The 19,013-nt window shown below is 61.4% G+C and carries 18 protein-coding genes and 1 pseudogene; 10 read left to right on the top strand and 9 right to left on the bottom strand.

Going from position 1 to position 19,013, the window contains the following annotated elements:
• Window positions 1–269: 269 nt before the first annotated feature.
• On the bottom strand, window positions 270–1,871 hold the full coding sequence (rtcR, locus tag ACP7B3_RS04355) for an RNA repair transcriptional activator RtcR (protein WP_145164871.1): 1,602 nt from the start codon (window positions 1,869–1,871) through the stop codon (window positions 270–272).
• Between the two features lie 212 nt (window positions 1,872–2,083).
• Here rtcR and ACP7B3_RS04350 point away from each other — a divergent pair, with 212 nt between their 5' ends.
• From ACP7B3_RS04350 to ACP7B3_RS04335, 4 genes and pseudogenes are all read left to right on the top strand, one after another.
• A complete protein-coding gene (locus ACP7B3_RS04350) occupies window positions 2,084–3,310 on the top strand; it encodes an RtcB family protein (protein ID WP_426178072.1) in 1,227 nt (408 codons plus the stop codon).
• A 13-nt stretch (window positions 3,311–3,323) separates the two neighbouring features.
• Window positions 3,324–4,112: a nucleotidyltransferase domain-containing protein gene (locus ACP7B3_RS04345; protein ID WP_426178070.1), complete on the top strand. Its 789-nt coding sequence runs from the start codon at window positions 3,324–3,326 to the stop codon at window positions 4,110–4,112.
• An 8-nt stretch (window positions 4,113–4,120) separates the two neighbouring features.
• Entirely contained in the window at window positions 4,121–5,146 is a 1,026-nt protein-coding gene (gene rtcA / locus ACP7B3_RS04340) for an RNA 3'-terminal phosphate cyclase (protein WP_145164877.1), read from the top strand.
• A gap of 50 nt (window positions 5,147–5,196) precedes the next feature.
• Window positions 5,197–5,596 (top strand): annotated as a pseudogene (locus tag ACP7B3_RS04335) (Dyp-type peroxidase domain-containing protein).
• An 11-nt stretch (window positions 5,597–5,607) separates the two neighbouring features.
• Here the strand turns inward: ACP7B3_RS04335 and ACP7B3_RS04330 are convergent.
• Window positions 5,608–6,480, bottom strand: coding sequence for an undecaprenyl-diphosphate phosphatase (locus tag ACP7B3_RS04330; RefSeq protein ID WP_106579591.1), 873 nt, complete (start codon window positions 6,478–6,480; stop codon window positions 5,608–5,610).
• Window positions 6,481–6,669: 189 nt separating this feature from the next.
• On the opposite strand from ACP7B3_RS04330, the gene ACP7B3_RS04325 reads away from it, so the two are divergent.
• Window positions 6,670–7,176 carry a GNAT family N-acetyltransferase gene (locus ACP7B3_RS04325; protein ID WP_242198507.1) on the top strand — a complete coding sequence of 169 codons (507 nt, stop codon included), beginning with the start codon at window positions 6,670–6,672 and terminating at the stop codon, window positions 7,174–7,176.
• A gap of 195 nt (window positions 7,177–7,371) precedes the next feature.
• On the opposite strand, the gene ACP7B3_RS04320 is transcribed toward ACP7B3_RS04325, so the two are convergent.
• Entirely contained in the window at window positions 7,372–8,313 is a 942-nt protein-coding gene (locus ACP7B3_RS04320) for a GlxA family transcriptional regulator (protein ID WP_145164881.1), read from the bottom strand.
• A 174-nt stretch (window positions 8,314–8,487) separates the two neighbouring features.
• Between ACP7B3_RS04320 and ACP7B3_RS04315 the strand changes: the two genes are divergently transcribed.
• The 3 genes from ACP7B3_RS04315 (at window position 8,488) to ACP7B3_RS04305 (ending at window position 11,004) form a co-directional block, all read left to right on the top strand.
• A complete protein-coding gene (locus tag ACP7B3_RS04315; RefSeq protein WP_262206589.1) occupies window positions 8,488–9,102 on the top strand; it encodes a TetR/AcrR family transcriptional regulator in 615 nt (204 codons plus the stop codon).
• A 24-nt stretch (window positions 9,103–9,126) separates the two neighbouring features.
• Window positions 9,127–9,804 carry a type 1 glutamine amidotransferase domain-containing protein gene (locus ACP7B3_RS04310; RefSeq protein ID WP_145164885.1) on the top strand — a complete coding sequence of 226 codons (678 nt, stop codon included), beginning with the start codon at window positions 9,127–9,129 and terminating at the stop codon, window positions 9,802–9,804.
• Window positions 9,805–9,882: 78 nt separating this feature from the next.
• Window positions 9,883–11,004, top strand: coding sequence for an alkene reductase (locus ACP7B3_RS04305; RefSeq protein WP_262206588.1), 1,122 nt, complete (start codon window positions 9,883–9,885; stop codon window positions 11,002–11,004).
• A 163-nt stretch (window positions 11,005–11,167) separates the two neighbouring features.
• Here the strand turns inward: ACP7B3_RS04305 and ACP7B3_RS04300 are convergent, their stop codons facing one another.
• Entirely contained in the window at window positions 11,168–12,166 is a 999-nt protein-coding gene (locus ACP7B3_RS04300) for an NAD(P)H-quinone oxidoreductase (protein ID WP_242198502.1), read from the bottom strand.
• 143 nt (window positions 12,167–12,309) lie between these two features.
• Window positions 12,310–13,128 carry an alpha/beta fold hydrolase gene (locus ACP7B3_RS04295; protein WP_145164891.1) on the bottom strand — a complete coding sequence of 273 codons (819 nt, stop codon included), beginning with the start codon at window positions 13,126–13,128 and terminating at the stop codon, window positions 12,310–12,312.
• Window positions 13,129–13,275: 147 nt separating this feature from the next.
• On the opposite strand from ACP7B3_RS04295, the gene ACP7B3_RS04290 reads away from it, so the two are divergent.
• Window positions 13,276–14,343, top strand: a complete 1,068-nt coding sequence (locus tag ACP7B3_RS04290; RefSeq protein ID WP_145164893.1) for an NAD(P)-dependent alcohol dehydrogenase — start codon at window positions 13,276–13,278, stop codon at window positions 14,341–14,343.
• Between the two features lie 124 nt (window positions 14,344–14,467).
• On the opposite strand, the gene mntP is transcribed toward ACP7B3_RS04290, so the two are convergent.
• From mntP to ACP7B3_RS04270, 4 genes are all read right to left on the bottom strand, one after another.
• Window positions 14,468–15,031 carry a manganese efflux pump MntP gene (gene mntP / locus ACP7B3_RS04285; RefSeq protein ID WP_145164895.1) on the bottom strand — a complete coding sequence of 188 codons (564 nt, stop codon included), beginning with the start codon at window positions 15,029–15,031 and terminating at the stop codon, window positions 14,468–14,470.
• Window positions 15,032–15,397: 366 nt separating this feature from the next.
• Window positions 15,398–15,589, bottom strand: a complete 192-nt coding sequence (locus tag ACP7B3_RS04280; protein ID WP_256676508.1) for a CoA transferase — start codon at window positions 15,587–15,589, stop codon at window positions 15,398–15,400.
• A 9-nt stretch (window positions 15,590–15,598) separates the two neighbouring features.
• The gene (locus ACP7B3_RS04275; RefSeq protein ID WP_426178064.1) at window positions 15,599–17,026 is read right to left on the bottom strand and encodes a phophatidylserine decarboxylase associated domain-containing protein; all 1,428 of its coding nucleotides are present in this window, start codon (window positions 17,024–17,026) and stop codon (window positions 15,599–15,601) included.
• Between the two features lie 91 nt (window positions 17,027–17,117).
• Window positions 17,118–17,705 (bottom strand): LuxR C-terminal-related transcriptional regulator, encoded by a 588-nt coding sequence (locus tag ACP7B3_RS04270; protein WP_119736077.1) that lies wholly within the window; start codon window positions 17,703–17,705, stop codon window positions 17,118–17,120.
• 128 nt (window positions 17,706–17,833) lie between these two features.
• On the opposite strand from ACP7B3_RS04270, the gene ACP7B3_RS04265 reads away from it, so the two are divergent.
• Window positions 17,834–19,012 (top strand): acetyl-CoA acetyltransferase, encoded by a 1,179-nt coding sequence (locus ACP7B3_RS04265; protein WP_106579606.1) that lies wholly within the window; start codon window positions 17,834–17,836, stop codon window positions 19,010–19,012.
• Window position 19,013 lies beyond the last annotated feature (1 nt).

Genomic DNA, 19,013 nt, shown 5'->3' with positions numbered 1-19,013 from the left:
CCATCGCGGCGGCCCACGCTCCAAAGCCTGCGTGAGGGCACACCGAGCCTAAGCGAGGTGCCGAGTGGTGGGGCAAGAGCCTTTTGGTTACTTTTGGGCTCTTTTCAAAAGTGACCCGCTGTAAGAGCGGAACCGATATCAGCCCTCACCCAGCTAACGGATATGCCCCCCATAGCACGCCCAACCACCCGGCCCCACGAACCGGTAAACCACACCCCCAAACCCCATTAACAACGCGAAAAAATCCCCAGCGAACCCAACTGCCAACCTCAGGCCTCCACAGACGCTACCTGCTTCCAATCCAGCCCAAACCGCGCCAGGTACTTGCGCAAACGGTCCGCGTCATTCGGTTGCGCCTTGGCCTGTCGCGACACGCCGAACAACCGGCGCCCCGCATCCGAGAGGCTGTCGGACTGCCGACACACCTCAATCACCGCCTTCAGTTGCACCTGATCAAACAGATCCAGCTCCGCCGGCAGCAAGGCTTGCCACTCAGCCTGCGGCGCAGACAACCCCCAGGCATAACGCAAACGTTGAATTTCCTCTTCAGCTTGCGCCTCATCAATACGCCCACTGTCTGCCAGCGTGGCCATGCGCGTGATCGAGGCCGACAACTCACGAAAGTTACCCAGCCAGGCGGCTTCGCTGGAGCAGGCAAACGCCAGGTAACGCCGCCGCGCCTCCAGGTTGAAACGCACGCGCCGGCCTTGCTCGCGGGCATGGCGCTCCAGTTCGAAATCGATATTGGGTTCGATATCCTCACGCCGGCCGGCAAGGCCCGGCAGGTCAAAGGTCCACAGGTTGATCCGCGCGTAAAGGTCTTCGCGAAACAACCCTTGCGCCACCCGCTCGCGCAGGTCGCGGTGGGTGCCGGCGATGATCAGGAAGTCGCTGCCCACCTCTTGGTCGGCACCCAAGGGGTAGAAGCGTTTTTCTTCGATGGCCTTGAGCAGCATCGCCTGCTCATCCAGCCCCAACTCGCCGATTTCATCGAGAAACAGCATGCCGCCATCCGCTGCGCGCAGCAGGCCATCGCGGGCATGTTGGGCGCCGGTGAAAGCGCCCTTGATGTGACCGAACAACGCCGACATCGCGCCATCGCCGCGCAATGTCGCGCAGTTCACTTCAACAAAACGCCCCTGGATTTGGTGGCGGCTGCGCTTGAGTTCGTAGATGCGCCGGGCGAGGAATGACTTGCCGGCGCCGGTCGGGCCGATCAGCAGCATCGGCGCCTTGGAGCGCACGGCCACGCGTTCGATCTGCTCGATGGAGTCGTTGAAAGCGCTATTGCGCGTGGCGATCCCCGACTTGAGAAACGCCAGGCCCTCCAGGCGCTTGTGGGCAAAGCGCGAGGCGATGCGGTCGTAGCGCGACAGGTCGAGGTCGATCAGCGTATGCGTGCCGGTGGCGGGCGCGGTGTCGTCACGGCGGCGGGCTGGTGCGGTCTGGATCAGGCGCGCCGGCAGGTTGCGCGCCTCGGTCAGCAGGAACCAGCAAATCTGCGCCACGTGCGTGCCGGTGGTGATGTGCACGAGGTAGTCCTCGTGCTCGGTGTTGAAGGCATAGTCGGTGGTGAAATCGTGCAGCGCGGCATAGACCTCTTCGAAATCCCACGGGTTTTGCAGCGGCATCGCGTGCAGGCGCACCTCGGTGTGCGGGGAGATTTGCAGAATGTCGGCGCGCACCCGTTCGGCGAGGCTGACGTCACGGGCATCGACGTCGTGGATCAGCTCCAGGCGATCAATCAGCACATCGGCCTGCTGGCACAGACCGACGCTGGGGCGCCAGTGGTTCCAGCGGTTGGCGCCTTTGCCGACGCGGTCCAGCTTTGACCCGATAAACCCGATGGCGACGGTACGCTTGTGTTTCATGACTAGACCAAAATATAAGTAACGATAAGCAAGGATATGAATTGGCGAACACGCTTGCCATCGATTTTCAGCGTTTAAATCTTATTGGTTATAAATATCTATATAAAACAATGTGATATGGATTTTATCTGAGTTGCGTGAAAAGCTGGCACGTCCGCTGCTATAGCCTGTTCAACGCCGCGATGACGGCTTTCAAAAAAAGAATCGAGATCATGCAAGAGAAAACCTACCAACTGCTGGAAGTGGCCAACGGCAAGCCGATCAAACTCTGGACGCAGGGCGTGCCGGTTGAGCCTGAAGCTCGCCAGCAACTGATGAACACCGCCAGGATGCCGTTTATCTTCAAGCACCTGGCGGTGATGCCGGATGTGCACCTGGGCAAGGGCTCGACCATCGGCAGCGTAATCCCTACGGTGGGGGCGATTATCCCGGCGGCAGTGGGCGTGGACATCGGCTGCGGGATGATTGCCGCGCGCACCACGCTGACCGCCAGCGACTTGCCCGACAACCTCCACGGGCTGCGTTGTGCCATCGAGGCCGCCGTGCCCCATGGTCGTACCCGCAGCCGTAAAGGGCGTGACAAAGGCGCCTGGGAAGACGTGCCGGCCCAGGCCGATCAGGTATGGGCGACGCTGCACCCCAGGTTCAAGGCAATCACCGATAAGTATCCGCAGCTCGAGCACAGCAACAACCGCCAGCATTTGGGCACGCTCGGCACGGGTAACCACTTTGTCGAGGTGTGCCTGGATGAAGCCAACCGTGTCTGGTTCATGTTGCACAGCGGTTCACGCGGCGTGGGCAACGCCATCGGCAACCTGTTTATCCAGTTGGCGCAGGCGGACATGCGCCAGCACCTGACCAATTTGCCGGACCGCGACCTGGCCTATTTCGAAGAGGGCAGCCAGCACTTCGATGACTACGTGCAAGCCGTGGGCTGGGCCCAGGACTTTGCCCGCCAAAACCGCGAATTGATGATGCGCGCGGTGGTCCACGCCACGCGCCAGGTGATCAGCAAGCCGTTTGAGGTGGTGCTGGAAGGGGTGAACTGCCATCACAACTACGTGCAAAAAGAGCGGCACTTTGGTGAAGAGATCCTGGTGACGCGCAAAGGCGCGGTGTCGGCGAAGAAGGGCGAGCTGGGGATCATTCCGGGTTCCATGGGCGCAAAAAGTTTCATCGTGCGCGGCCTGGGCAACGAAGAGTCGTTCTGCTCGTGCAGCCACGGCGCGGGCCGCACCATGAGCCGCACCAAGGCCAAAAACACCTTCACGGTGGCCGACCAGATCCGCGCGACGGCCCATGTGGAGTGCCGCAAGGACGCCGATGTGATTGATGAAATTCCGATGGCCTACAAGGACATCGACGCCGTCATGCATGCCCAGCGCGAGCTGGTGGAAGTGCTGCACACCCTGCGTCAGGTGGTGTGCGTAAAAGGTTAAGAGGAGAACATCGATGGAAAGGGAAGAACGCCACCCACTCAGCGACGCCATGCGCGCGCGGGTGCTGGATGAGTTGGAACGCATAGAGCGCGAGCGCAACGTGAGCGTGCTGTATGCCTGCGAGTCGGGCAGTCGCGCCTGGGGGTTTGCGTCTACCGACAGCGATTACGACGTGCGCTTTGTCTACGTGGAAAAGCCTGATTGGTTTATGCAGGTGGATGCGCCGCGGGATGTGATCGAGCGCCCGCTGGATGACGAGTTGGATGTCAGCGGATGGGAGCTGCGCAAGACCTTGGGGCTGCTGCGCAAGTCCAATCCTACGTTGCTGGAGTGGCTGGATTCGCCCCTGGTGTATCGCCAGGAGACTGAGGCGACGGCGCAATTGCGGGCCTTGGCCGAAGCGTTCTACAGCCCGCCGGCGGCGCGTAATCACTACTTGTCGATGGCCAGGAAGAATTTTCGTGGTTACCTGCAAGGCGAGGAGGTGCGGTTCAAGAAGTACTTCTACGTGCTGAGGCCGTTGCTGGCAGTGCGTTGGATCGACCTGGGCCTGGGACGCCCGCCGATGACCTTCGCCGACTTGCTTGGCACGGTGGATGACCCGCAACTGCTCGACGAAGTGGCAACGCTGCTGGCCCTCAAGCGCAATGCCGGCGAGGCCGCTTATGGACCACGGCGCCCGGCGCTGCACGCATTTATCCTGCGCGAGCTGGAACGCGAAGTGCCGGTTTTGCCACGCACGCAAGCAGACTCAAAACGCCTGGATCATTACCTTCGGGACACGGTTAACCGCTACGCATAAGGACCAACATGAAACAGGACGTGATTGAACTCGACGGCGCCATCGGTGGTGGCCAGGTGTTGCGCAGTGGCTTGAGCCTGGCAATGGTGACCGGGCTGACGTTGCGCATCAAAAACATCCGCGCCAAACGCAGCCGGCCAGGCTTGATGCGCCAACACCTGACCGCCGTGCTGGCCGCCGCCCAAGTGTGTGGCGCCAAGGTGCAAGGGGCTGAGCTGGGCTCGCAGAACCTGCTGTTCGAGCCCGGGCCGATACAGGGCGGCGAGTACCGCTTTGCGATCGGCACGGCCGGCAGCTGCACCCTGGTGTTGCAGACGTTGCTACCGGCGCTGTTGCGCGCGCCAACCGCCAGCCGCGTGACGATCAGCGGCGGCACCCATAACCCGCTGGCGCCGCCAGTGGACTTTTTGCAGCGGGCCTGGCTGCCGCTGTTGCGGCGCATGGGGGCGCGCGTTGAATTGAACCTCATGCGCCATGGTTTCGTCCCGGCTGGCGGCGGCGAAGTGGAGGCGTTTATCCAGCCATCGGACCTGCAGGCGTTGCAGCTGATGCAGCGCGGCAAGCTGCTGGAAAAACGTGCCATCGTGCTGAATGCCGGGCTGGCGGATCAGGTGAGTGAGCGTGAATTCAAGCGCGTCCGCCAGCGCCTGGGGTTCACCGAGGCGCAGCTGTGTCCTGTGCAAATTGATCCGCAGCAAGGACCGGGCAATGTGCTGATGCTCGAATATGTTCACGCGCAGGTCACCGAAGTATTCAGTGCGTTCGGCATGACCACCGTGCGGGCCGAAGCCGTGGCCGATGACGCCATCAACCAAGCGATGGAATGGCAGGGCACCGACACCGCAGTGGGTGAGCACCTGGCGGATCAACTGCTGTTGCCGATGGCGTTGGCCGGCGGCGGGCGTTTTACCACGCCACACATGAGCGAGCACTTGCACAGCAACATGACGGTGATTCAACGTTTCCTGCCGGTGGTGATCGAAAGCCGCGTGCGCGAGGAGGGCGGGTTGCTGGTCGAGTGTCGCAGTATCTGATCTGCTCACTCGCGCGGGTCAAAACCGCCCTCAGCCGTTGGATGTTCATCATGAGTACGTGCCCCGTTCAGCCACCTCTTGAACCGCAGTTCGTCTGCCACCCCATCACCCGCAGCGCGATTTTCATGGTCGCCACTCTGACGCCCGGCGGCGTTGTATCCATATCGCGAGTTAGGTGTGCAAGAGCGCAAGGCCGTCTCGACCCCTGGCGACATCCTGCTGCACATCCGTGCCGATTAGATGGCCCTGGCCACCCAATTGATGGCGGCCCTGGGCGACAGCGTCAAGGTGGAAGAAGTGAAGATCCTGCGCGACAACATGCCCTTTGGCCGCCCGGTGGGTAACTACGACCGTTTGCTGGACTTCAGCACGGCGGTCACCGGCGGCCTGTTTTTCGTGCCCTCGGCCGACCTGCTCGAAGCATTGGCCGACCGCCAGCCTGGGGCTTAGCTCCGCACGGCTTAACTCAAAAAGCCGGTGCTGACCGCCACGATCAGGAAAATCCCCAGCAGTGCGCGGTAGATCACGAACGGCCAGGTGGAGAACCGCTCCAGGAACTTCATCAGGCCCCAGATGGCAAAGAACGCCGAGACGCTGGCGACCACCAGCCCGAAGATCAAGTGCGACCAGGCGTGGGCGGGCATGTCGGCGTGCAGCAGCACCCACAGTTCTTTCAAGCCGGCGAGGGCGATGGCCGGCAGGCCCAGCAGGAAGGAAAAGCGCGCAGCTTCTTCACGCTTGAAGTTCAGGAACAGCGCGGCGGTGAGTGTCGAACCGGAGCGCGACACCCCAGGAATCAGCGCGCCAATCTGCGCGATACCGACAATCAGCGCATCGCGCAGGCGCATTTCGCTCATTTCACGGGTGTGGCGCGCGCGCACTTCGGCCACTGCCAGCAATACCGCCATCACCACGCAGGCAATCCCGATCACCATCAGGCCGCGTAACGGCGAGTTGCAGGTATTCAGGGTCGAAGACAGCGCCAGGCCGGCAATCCCAATCGGGATAGTGGCCAACACAATCGCCACGGCCAGTTTGAACCACCGGTCGTTGTAGTCGCCCCGGCGCACTGCACTGATGCTGCCGGTGGTCACCTGGCGCACGTCACGCCAGAAGTAACTGACCACCGCCGCCAGCGCCGCCAACTGCATGGCCGCGGAAAACGCCGAACCCGGGTCTTGCCAGCCGAGCAGGGCGGGCACCACTCGCATGTGGGCTGTGGACGACACCGGCAACAGCTCGGTAATGCCCTGGATGACGCCCAGGATGAAGATCTGCAGGTAGTCCAGAGAGGCAAAGCCCACATCCAGGCCGGCGGAACAGACGTTTGTCACAATACGTGTCCTTGAAAAAAGGGGCTGTAGAAGAAGCAGTAGGCGAAGTTTATTCTAAATGTTTCAGGATATTGGACGCGGAGTAGCAAATCCGCAATCGGTTCAGCAAACAGAAAGGTTATGCAATGTATTGGCGTGTGTATCACTTTTGTGAACAATGGGGCTTTGCGTATTTTCACCGAGAGCCCAATGCCTGAAACCACCGTCGAATTGATCCAGACCGGCCCCGATGCGTCTGAGCTGATCCGTAATCTTTACCAGTACTATGCCTATGAGTCGTCAGACTGGGAGCAGGAAGATGTGGAGTCGGATGGCCGTTTCTATATCCATGACGAGCACCTGACCCGCTACTGGCAAGACCCGCAATGGAGCGCCAACCTGCTGCTGGTGGATGGCTACATCGCCGGCTTCCTGCTGATCGAAGGCAGCGAGCTGCCGGGCATCGATGCACTGGAACTGGCCGACCTGTTCATCCTCAAGCGCTACCGCCGCAAAGGCATTGGCCGCGCTATCGCCACCCAAGTGCTGCGCAGTGGCGAGACCAATTGGCTGGTGCGGTTCTATGATCAGGATGAAGTGTCCCAGGCGTTCTGGCGCGCGGTGCTCGATGACCTGCCGCGCCCGGTGCAGATGCTTGAGCTGGATGACGATCCGCAGTTGGTCAGTTATTTGATTACGCGGGCCGCGCTGCATTAAACACGATGTTGAACTTAGCCGGGCACGGCCGCACTTGGACTCGTCGGCCGGTTTCGCCCTGAATGGCACAGGCCAAGGCCGTGGCATCTACTCTATTCGCAGCGCGTTTTGCCTGAATATCCGAAGGGCACGGTGACCCGCCGTGGCCTGGGTACGGGTAAAACAACCCAACAGCCAAAACCCTTATCACTGCCGCTAGGCTCCCGCGTTGAACAACACTTGCTGCATCGCCTGCGGCGGTTGCCCGAACGCGCGCAGAAACGCTTGGCGCATGCGCTCGCGGTCACCGAAGCCGGTTTCGCGGGCCACCACTTCGACCGGGTGACGGCTGGTTTCCATCATCGCCCGGGCAGCTTCCACCCGCAGCGACTCGATGGCCTTGGCCGGCGTCTGCCCGGTTTCTTCGCGGAACACCCGGCTGAATTGGCGCGGGCTCAGCCGAGCCACCTCGGCCAGGGCTTCCACCGACAGGTCGTGGGTCAGGTTTTCGCGGGCATAGGCCAGGGCCAGTTGCACGCGGTCGGACTTGGGGTCCAGTTCCAGTAACGCCGACAATTGCGATTGCTCACTGCCGCGGCGCTGGGCAATCACCAGCTTGCGGGCGATACGCCGGGCGAGGTCGCTGCCCAGGTCGGCTTCCACCATGGCCAACGCCAGGTCGACTCCGGCGCTCATGCCGGCGCCAGTCCAGACCTGGCCGTCAACCACGAACAGTTTGTCTTCTTCGAGCTGAATATCCGGGTAGCGCTTGCGAAATGCCGGCGCGTGAATCCAGTGGGTGGTGGTGCGCTTGCCTTCAAGCAAACCGGCTTCGGCCAGCACGAAAATGCCCATGCACAGCGAGGCCACGCGCCGCGACTGCGCAGAGGCGGCTTTGACCACTTCCAGCAGGTTGGCCTCGGGCAGGCGAAATTCCAGGTAGCCGCTGACGATCAGCGTGTCATAACCCTGTGGCCGAATCGGGCTGGTATTCACCGAAAAACCCTGGGAGGTCATGACGGCGCCGCCGCTCTCCGAGACCAGATGAAACTCATAAGCCGGTTCACCGCGCAGCAGGTTCGCGCACTCGAACACCGAACCCAGGCTGAGGCTCAGGGACTGGAAATTCGGGTAAACCATCAGCGCAACGCTGTGCATCGTCATTCTCCAAGGGGCGTGGGAGAGGGGATTGTCGGCGGGTGCCAGGCAAACGGCAACCGACTTTGTGCCATGTCCGAAATCCTTGCGGATATGACATTGTTGAAGTTTTTCTCGACGCCTAACATCCCCTCAACGAACTAGACGACTGGTCTAATCGGGACGGGATGAGTGATGACTAACGCGACTAACAGTACAAGGCAGACCATTCTGGATACGGCGCAATTGATTGTGAGCCGCAAAGGATTTTCTGCCGTGGGGTTGAACGAAATACTTCAAGCCGCCGATGTACCCAAAGGGTCGTTTTATCACTACTTCCATTCCAAAGATGCATTCGGCGTGGTCTTGCTCGACACCTATTTCGACCAATACCTCAAAGGCATGGAGCAACTGTTCCAGCAACCCGGGCTGCCCTGGGCCGCCAGGTTGATGCGCTATTGGCACACCTGGATCGACAACCAGACCGGCTGTACCGACGCGGGCAAATGCCTTGCCGTCAAACTTGGTGCCGAGGTGTCAGACCTTTCAGAGCCAATGCGTTTGTCCCTGCAGCGCGGCACCACACGCACCATCGCCTTGCTGGCCGAGGCCTTGCAGCACGGCATCCAGGACGGCTCGCTGGCGGTTCAGCAACACCCCGAAAGCCTGGCTCGGCGCTTGTATGCGCTGTGGTTGGGGACCAGCGTCATGAGCAAGATCACCCGAACATCCGCGCCTTTTGACGAGGCGCTGCTGCTGACCCGACAGTTATTGGGTTGCCCTGAACCTGCTGATGCATACACCTACTGAAACCATCGATCGAGGCACTGGAAAATGAAAGTATTAATGGTACTGACCTCTCACGACCAGCTTGGCAATACCGGTCGTAAAACCGGCTTCTGGCTCGAAGAATTTGCGGCGCCCTATTACACCTTCAAAGACGCGGGTGCCGAACTGGTGCTGGCATCCCCGGCCGGCGGCCAGCCACCGCTGGACCCGGTCAGCGATCAGCCGGATGCACAGACCGAGCAAACCCGTCGCTTTGCTGGCGACCCGGCGGCCCAACAGGCCCTGGCCAGCACCGTCAAGCTGGACACGGTCAACGCCGACGACTTCGACACCGTGTTCTACCCAGGCGGCCATGGCCCGCTGTGGGACTTGGCCGAATCGCAAACGTCGATCGCACTGATCGAGGCCTTTGAGCGTGCCGGCAAGCCGATTGGTTTTGTCTGCCATGCGCCGGGCGCTCTGCGTCATGTCAAGGCCGTGAATGGCGAGCCGCTGGTCAAGGGCCGTCGTGTTACCGGCTTCTCCAACGCTGAAGAAGCTGCGGTTGGCCTGACCGATGTGGTGCCGTTCCTGATTGAAGATGATTTCAAGGCGCTCGGCGGCCACTATGAAAAGGGCGCTGATTGGCAGTCCTTTGTGCTCGAAGACGGCTTGCTGGTGACCGGGCAGAACCCTGCCAGTTCCAGTGCTGTGGCCAAGGCCCTGCTCACACTCACCGCCTGAATTAACCACACGCGTTATTGATTGGCGGCTCCTTGGAGCCGCCAATGCTTTTGCTCGCCCTGAATTTGGAAATTTCACATGACTCATCATTTAAATACCCCGGTAAAACTGGGCCATCACACACTCAATAACCGTGTTGTCTTGCCGCCTCTGACGCGTCAACGCAGCGCGCAACCCGGCGATATCGCCACCGACCTGATGGCCGAGTATTACCGCCAGCGCGCCACGGCCGGTTTCATGGTCAGCGAAGGCACGCAGATCGAACCGCGCGGCCAGGGTTACGCCTGGACGCCGGGTATCTACAGCCCGGCGCAGATCGACGGCTGGCGCAAAGTCACCGACGCCGTGCATGCCGAAGGCGGCGTGATCTTCGCCCAGCTGTGGCATGTGGGGCGCGTGTCCCATAACGCGCTGCAACCGGAGGGCGCCGCACCGGTCGCGCCGTCGGCCATTGCGGCGGAGCAGGCAAAAGCCTTTATCGAAACCGGGCCTGGTGTCGGCGAGCTGATGCAGCCGCCCGTGCCGCGTGCGTTGAGCAGTCTGGAAATTGAAGAACTGGTAGGGCACTACGCGCAGGCGGCGCGCAATGCGTTGGACGCCGGTTTTGATGGGGTGGAAATCCACGCCGCCAATGGTTACCTGGTCAACCAGTTCATCTCCGCCCACGCCAACCAGCGTGATGACGAATACGGCGGCTCGCTGCACAACCGCCTGCGCTTTCTACGCGAGATCGTCGAGGCCGTGACCGCCGTGGTCGGCCCGCAGCGCCTGGGTGTGCGTTTTTCTCCGCTGTTCAGCGGCACGGATCAGGACCGCGTGTACATCGGCCTGGTCGAGGAAGATCCGCATCACACCTACATTGAGGCGATCAAGGTGCTCGAGGCATCGGGCATTGCCTATGTGTCTATCGCCGAGGCTGACTGGGACAACGCTCCCGACCTGCCCGAAACCTTCCGTCAGGCGGTGCGCAGCACGTTCAGCGGGCGCATCATCTACGCCGGTCGCTATACCGCCGAGCGCGGGGCAAAACTGGTGGAGGCGGGGCTGGCAGACTTGATTGCCTTCGGCCGTCCGTTCATTGCCAACCCGGACCTGCCGCAGCGACTGTTCAACGGCTGGCCGCTGAACCCGTTGCGGGCGCAGGGCATGTACGGCGGCTCGGAACAGGGCTACACCGATTACCCGGCGTTCGCCGAGTAATTAGTCGATGCCCCGGCACAGATCCGTTGTCGGGGCCGTCGAGCAGTGGCGCGGCGGCGAAGGCGGTGGGGCAGGCAACAACATGTTGACCGTGCCGCCGCCATTGCAGCCTCGCTGGAGCTCTACAACTGCCAGCGTTGATCTTCAGCGGGGCGGATGAGCGTCATTCCACGCGCAACACAATCTTGCCAATGTGATCGCCGCCTTCCATCCGCGCATGGGCCTGGGCGGCGTCGGTGTATTCGTACACCTTGTCGATCATCGGCAGGCAGCGTCCGGCGGACAGTACCGGCCACACGTATTCGCGCAGTTGTTCGGCAATGGCAGCCTTTTCGTCCTTGGTGCGTGCGCGCAGCAAGGAGCCGGTGATCACGGCGCGCTTGCCGAGGATGGTCAGCAGGTCGACGTCATTGGCCTTGCCGCCGCCGAGGAAGCCCAGCATCACCAGGTGCCCGTCCATGGCCAGGGACTTGAGGTTATTGTTCAGGTACGAGGCGCCCATGATGTCGAGGATCACATTCACGCCCTTGTTGTCGGTCTTCTGCGCGATGACCTCGGCGAAGTCCTGCTCGCGGTAGTTGATCGGCTCGGCGCCCAGCTTGGCGATCGCCGCACATTTGTCGGCGCTGCCGGCGGTGGCGAACGCCTGGATACCGTATTCGCGGCACAGCATCAACGCGGTGGTACCGATGCCGCTGGTGCCGCCGTGGATCAGCACGCTCTGGCCCGTATGGGCGTCACCCAGGCCAAACAGGTTGGCCCAGACGGTGAAGAAGGTTTCCGGCACAGCGGCGGCTTGAATCCAGTCCATGCCATCCGGAATCGGCAAGGCCTGGCTGGCAGGCACCGCGCAAAACTGTGCATACCCACCGCCGTTGGTCAGGGCACACACCTTGTCACCCAGCGCGTACTCGCTGACACCTTCGCCCAATGCAACCACTTCACCCGCCACTTCCAAGCCTGGAATGGGGCTCATGCCGGGTTTCATCGGGTACTTGCCGGCGCGCTGCAACGCATCCGGGCGGTTGACGCCGGCCGCGTGCACGCGAATCAGGATTTCACCGGGACCTGCCACGGGCACATCGGCCCGGCGCGGTTGCAGGACCTCGGGGCCGCCAGGGGCGGTGATTTCGATCAGGGTCATTTCTTTTGGCAGTGACATGTGCGATTACCTGCAACGATGAGCGTATGAGTTGGGACCGCGTCGGGCAGTCGCCGGTTCAGCCGCATCATACCCAGGGTCAGCGCCTGTCGAAAAAAAGCCGGGCAAGCCCGGCAAAATAAGGAGAGGGTGATTCACTCGCTTCAGCGATTGAGGAACGCCAACAAGTCTTCGTTCAACTGCTGGGTGTGGGTGGCGGCAAAACCGTGCGGCGCATCCTTGTACACCTTCAGCTGTGCGCCCTTGATCATCTCGGCCGCGACTTTGCCGGTGGTTTCGAACGGTACGACCTGGTCGCCGTCACCGTGGATCACCAGGGTGGGCACCTCGATCTTGGCCATGTCCGGGCGGAAGTCGGTCTCGGAGAACACGGTGACACAATCCACGGTCGATTTAAGCGACGCCAGCAACGCGACCTGCAAGGTCTGCGTCAGCACGCCCTGGGAGACTTTCTGGCCCTTGTTGATGCCATAGAACGAGGCATTGAAGTCGCTGATAAATTGCGCGCGATCCTTCAGCAGCCCGGCCTTGATGCCATCAAACACCGCGGTAGGCACGCCCTGCGGGTAATCCGGTTTTTGGCCGAAGATCGGCGTGACGGCGCCCAGCAGCACGAGGCCGGCCAAACGCGAGTTGCCGTGGCGCGCGATGTAGCGGGCCACATCGCCGCCGCCCATCGAGAAGCCCACCAGGGTCACCTCCTTGAGGTCCAGGTGTTCGATCAGTTGGGCGATATCGTCGGCGAAAGTGTCGTAGTCGTTACCGGTCCACGGTTGGTCCGAGCGGCCAAAGCCCCGGCGGTCGAAGGCGATGGTGCGAAAGCCACGGCTGCTCAGGTATTCCATCTGGTATTCCCACATGTCGGCATCCAGTGGCCAGCCGTGGCTGAACAGCACGGGCTTACCGCTGCCCCAATCCTTGAAATAGATCTGGGTACCGTCTTTGGCAACGAATGTGCTCATGGAAAACTCCTTGGGGTCAGGGGGCAAAAGCTCAGTCTCACTATCGCGTTAAACCGGACCAGGGGCTTGTACGGATGTGCTCGGTTGAACGCTTGCGCGTCTGCGTTGGTCCACTGACCTCTACCGTCAGTTCAACAGGTGAACCAAATGGCCAAGACTTACAGCTACGCCGCTCGGGATTCCAAGGATGCACTCAAGCCTTTTACCTTCGAGCGCCGCGCGCCGGGGTCGGACGACGTCCAGATCGATATTCTCTATTGCGGCGTGTGCCACTCCGACCTGCACACCGCGCGTAACGAATGGCACAACACCTTGTACCCGTCGGTGCCCGGCCATGAAATCGTCGGCCGCGTCACGGCCGTCGGTGCCAACGTGAAAAAATTCAAGGTCGGTGACCTGGCCGGTGTCGGTTGTATGGTCGACAGCTGCCAGCACTGCGCATCCTGCGCCGAGGGCGAGGAGCAATACTGCGAGAACGGCTTTACCGGCACCTACAATGGCCCGGTGTTCGGCGGCGAAAATACCTTTGGCGGCTACTCGGACAATATCGTGGTCAAGGAGAAGTTCGTGCTGCGCATCTCCCACGATGATTCGAACCTGGCGGCCGTGGCGCCGCTGCTGTGCGCGGGCATTACCACTTACTCGCCGCTGCACCACTGGAAGGTGGGGCCCGGCAAAAAAGTCGGGGTCGTCGGCCTCGGCGGGCTAGGGCATATGGCGGTGAAGATCGCGCATGCCATGGGCGCGCATGTCACGCTGTTCACCACCTCGCCGAACAAGCGCGAAGACGGCCTGCGCCTGGGGGCCGACCAAGTGGTGGTGTCGAAGAACCCGGACGAGATGGCCAAGGTCGTCAACAGCCTGGACTTCATCCTCAACACCGTTGCCGCGCCGCACGACCTCGATGCGTTTCTCAATCTGCTCAAGCGCGATGGCACCATGACGCTGGTCGGCGCACCCGACAGCCCGCATCCGTCGCCGACGGTGTTCAACCTGATCTTCAAACGCCGCAGCCTGGCCGGCTCGTTGATTGGTGGTATCCAGGAAACCCAGGACATGCTGGACTTCTGCGCCAAGCACAAGATTGTCTCGGACATCGAGATGATCGACATCCAGGGCATCAACGAGGCGTACGAGCGGATGCTCAAGGGCGACGTGAAGTATCGCTTCGTGATTGATATGGAGAGCTTGAAGAAGGAAAGTCACGCGGCTTGAAACGCTGCAGACCTACGGTGGGAGCGGGCTTGCTCGCGAAAGCGCATTGACAGTCAACAGAGTCATCGACTGATCCATCGCCTTCGCGGGCAAGCCCGCTCCCACATTTGTTCAGTGCGAGCCGTTAAGCCGACAAGTGCTCGTAGAGAATCGTCGCACCCACCAGCATCAACACCACGCCGCCGACCATTTCGGCGCGCTTGCCCACCACCGTGCCCAGCACCCGACCGAGCATCATGCCGATGGTTACCATGGTCATGGTCGCCAGGCCGATGGCTGCCGACGCCACCAGAATATTCACATCGATAAAGGCCAGGCCCACGCCGACGGCCATCGCATCAATGCTGGTCGCAAAGGCGGTAATGGCCAGGATCATGAAGGAATGCTGGGTCGGCTTTTCCGCCTCCTCATCGTCCGCCTTGAGCCCGTTGTAGATCATGTGCAAGCCCAGCGCGACCAGCAGGGTAAAGGCGATCCAGTGATCCCAGTCCTCCACCCAACGCGTGGCCGCATGGCCGATGGCCCAGCCGATCATCGGCGTGATGGCTTCGATCACACCAAAGATCAGGCCGGCGCGCAGTGCTTCGATCAGACGCGGTTTGTGCAGGCTGGAGCCTTTGCCGATGGCCGCCGCGAAGGCGTCCGTGGACATGGCCAGGGCGAGAAAAATCAGGGAAATGGGGTTCACGGTGAGGCTTCCAGTCGGGCTGTATGAGTCAACGACACAACCACACGCCCGACTTTAGGCATGGATGTGTCGCTGGTCTCACCAACCTCAACGGTGTTCGTACCACGGCAGGTTGCCGAATATGTTGATACGAACGCTTCTGAGCGGGCCAGAAGCCGGTTACTCCCCAACGAAGGGGCGCATCATAGACAGTCAAATATGAAAATTCCGTCAACGCCCTTCAAATACCGGTGTGCGGCGCTCCATACGCTCAGGTCGACGTCGGCGCCGAGGATCACCGTGCCGACGCGCTGGGCGGCGAGGGCGACCAGGCTTTCGTCCAGGCTGTCGAGCAGTTGCGCGCTCAGGGCATTGTGCTGGCTGGGGTTACCGGCTCTCCAGCAGCGCTTTCAACGCATCGCGGTGCGTTGAAAGCGCTTCATTGTTGGCAAAACGCGGGTCGTTCGGCAGCTCGGGCAGGTCCAGCAGCACACACAGCTTGCCCCACATGGCCGGGGTGATCGGCGCCAGGTTCAACGGGCCGTCCAGGGTCTGGAACACGCCGTAAGGCGCGATCACCGCGTGGGATCACTTGGGTTTCTGGGTGTCGAGTGCCGTTGCAATCACGCTGCCCATGGGCGTCGGTTTGGGCGACTGACGGTGCAGCACGGCATTCACGGCCCACTCTTCAAGGCGTACGCGGTCACGCTGGAACACCATCATGTGAGTCGAGCCGCCGAACTCGAAGTGACCGATTTCGGTGCCGCGTGTGATCTTCACCGGCTTGCTGCCTTCGTCGACAATAAACCCCGGTTCGATGATGCAGGTCGACACTTCAACCATGCCAATGCAGATCAGTGCCACGTACCCGCAGGTGGGGTGGTCGAAGATGAAAATGGCGCGCGCGGCCACATGGCCCAGGTAGGGTTGCGACTCGGTGCCTTCCCACGTGCCCGGGCCTTCTTTCTGCGCCGGGCGTTGGGCGAAGTAGGTGCCAGGTTGCACCCACGAACGCAGCAGGGTGCCGTCCAGCGGCGCGTTCCAGCGGTGGTAGTGGGTGGCGGAGAGGAAACCCTGATACAGCTGCCCACCTTCAAAATGCTTGGCCCAGTCACGTTGGCCGGCGAACAAGTCCAGCAGTGAGTAATTGACGTCCTTGATCCAGAAGTCGCTTTCGAAGGCGATGTTGTTCTGGTACGCCCACGGCGTGGTTTCGCAGCCGATATCGACCTGCGTCTGCGCGTCGCCCTGGAATGGCCGGGCGCCGGGCACGAACTTGCGGATGAAAAACGCGTTCCAGGAGTTGTAGCCGTAGCCGGGCTTTTTCGGGTCGCATTCCATCTGGTCCCATACACCGGCTGCCCAGGCGGCCTTGGAGATCCACGAGCCGGGTTTTTCCGGGTTGTTGATGTCGAGTTTGTCCAGTGACTGCGGGCTTTTGAGGTAGGCGTTCCAGGTGTTGAGCACGTTCTTGAATTGCTCATTGAAGGTGGCGTCATGGAACAGCGCAACACCGGCTTCGGTGGCCATGGAAATCGCCAGGAAGGCATTCATGGGCGTGCCGACCTGGGCGGTGTCGTTGAACGAGGACGAGGTGGTGACAATTTCGTTGAGGATCTCGAAGAAACTGTCGTAGTCCTTGATCCACACGACGTCGCCGTCCTGGGTCTTGATCTGGTCGCGAGTGTGCGGCGCCAGGGTCAGCACGAACGCGTTGGACTGCTCGATCAGCGACATGACCCACATGCGGTACACGCTGTGGGTGGTCACCCAGTTTTTGAATTCCACCAGTTGTGGTTGCATCGGCGCGAGGGTGCCGGCCTTTTTCATGCTGTCGATGTAGTCGCGCAGTGGCACCAGGAAGTTGGCGGTGGCCCACACACGGTTGGGCACCCAGAAGCCCATTTGCACGGGGCCGGCATTGTCCAGGGTGAGCAGGTTTGAACCGCTGCCCTCGACGGGTGGCGGAGTCTTGCGAGGTTGGGTGGCGGGCGAAGAACGATCGGAGTGCGCCATATCATTAGTCCTTTAAACGTAACTGCGTGGGAAAGCTCCTTTTGAGCACTCTCAGCGTAGCTAGCGTGGGACCGGGGTTTGTAATGGTTGGCTATAACCAGGCGCGCCCGCCGACGAAAATCATTTTTGACACCAGCTCCACGATGTTTTTCACCTCAAGTTTCTTCATCAGCCGTGCCCTGTGCACTTCCACCGTACGGTGAGAAATCGCCAGGCGCTGGGCGATCTCCTTGGATTTAAGACCGTTGACGATGTGCATGGCGATTTCCCGCTCCCGCGGCGTCAGGTCGCCGGTGCCTTGGTGCGTGCGGTCCAGGCGCTCGAAGTGCCAGATCATCAGCTTGAACGGGTCTCTGGGCGTGAGGGTGTAGCCGTGGGACTTGGCCCAGAACACCTCGCCGCTTTTGTGCTGCATGAAGCGTTCATCGGAGTAGAAGCCGTTCTCGCTCTCCAGCAGCCAGTCGTGGCTACGCTTGCCGATGGCGTGATAATCGGCCTGGGACGGGTAGATCAGCAGGGTCAGTTGGTTGACCAATTCGTCGCGCGAATAGCCGAACAACTGCAGGAAGGCCTCATTGCAATCGACCATCACGCGGTTGCGCGTGACCAGTTGCGGGGCCGGGGAGAGCTGGAACGCCAGGCGTTCGATATCTTGAAGTTGCTGGGTAAACGCGTTCATTGGGCATCCTGCCTCGTTGCTTTTCTCACCGGGCTACTTATCCATGTAAGTAGTTACACGAATTGGCGAGCGCTCAGCGGTGCGTCATTGTAGGTAAATGTCCGCATCAAAAATAGAAGAAATTGATTATGCCAGCTGATTGCGTCTCCATTGTTGCCGCCGGTCATTCGCGTTTTGGTCGCCTGGAAGGCACCACCCTTGAAGACCTGATCGTGCAGGTTACCCGCGAAGCCCTGGCCGATGCGGCCATTGATGCGTCGCAAATCGATGCGTTGTTCCTGGGGCACTTCAACTCGGGGTTGGTGCCTGACGGGTTTGCCAGCTCTTTGTTGTTGCAGGCCGACCCGGGCCTGCGCTTCAAACCCGCCACGCGGTGTGAAAACGCCTGTGCGTCCGGCTCGGCGGCGATCCAGGCCGGGGTCAATGCGATCCTCTCCGGCAGCGCCGACCTGGTGCTGGTGGTCGGCGCCGAGAAGATGACCCACACGTCCACCGCCGAGGTCACCCAGGCCCTGGCCGGCGCCGGTTATCAGAACGACCCGGCCGAAGCCGGCTTGAGTTTCCCGCAGCTGTTCGGCCGTGCGGCGCGCCAATACACCGAGCGCTATCACTGCCCGCTGGGCTCGATGGCCGCCATCGCCACCAAGAACCACACCAATGCCATGGCCAACCCGCTGGCGCAAATGCACCGGGTGATGGATTTCGAGCACTGCAACAACGTGTCCAAGAGCAACCCGTTTGTGGCCGAGTCACTGCGCCTGACTGATTGCTCGTTGATCAGCGACGGCGCCGCCGCGATCATCCTGGCCTCACCCAAGCGAGCGCGCGCGTTTCGTCGTGATGTGCAGATTCGCGCGATGACCCAGGTCAACGACTGCTTGCCCATTGCCCAGCGCGACATCCTGGCGTTTGAAGGCCCGCAACGGGCCATCCACTCGGCGCTGCGCGGGGCGAATATCACCCTGGCCGACCTGAGTTTCGCCGAGGTGCACGACTGCTTCACCATCGCCGAACTGCTGATCTACGAAGCCATGGGCCTGGCGCCCAAGGGCGAGGGCCATCGCGTGCTCGACAGTGGCGTGGTGCGCGCCGGCGGGCGGCTGCCGGTGAACCTCTCGGGTGGGCTCAAGGCCAAGGGGCATCCGGTGGGTGCCACCGGCGTGTCGATGCACGCCTTGGCGTTCCGCCAATTGACCGGCGAACCGATTGGCCTGGCGGTGCCCAACCCGGAGTTTGGCCTGGTGTTCAACATGGGCGGCATGGCAGTGGCCAACTACGCCTCGGTCCTGCACGCGCGCCGGTACTGAC

The sequence above is a fragment of the Pseudomonas sp. TWRC1-2 genome (genome assembly GCF_049896685.1).
In the GTDB taxonomy this organism is placed as follows: Bacteria; Pseudomonadota; Gammaproteobacteria; order Pseudomonadales; family Pseudomonadaceae; genus Aquipseudomonas.
The sequence above is the reverse complement of the archived record's forward strand: the minus strand, read 5'-3'. Positions and strand labels throughout refer to the sequence as shown.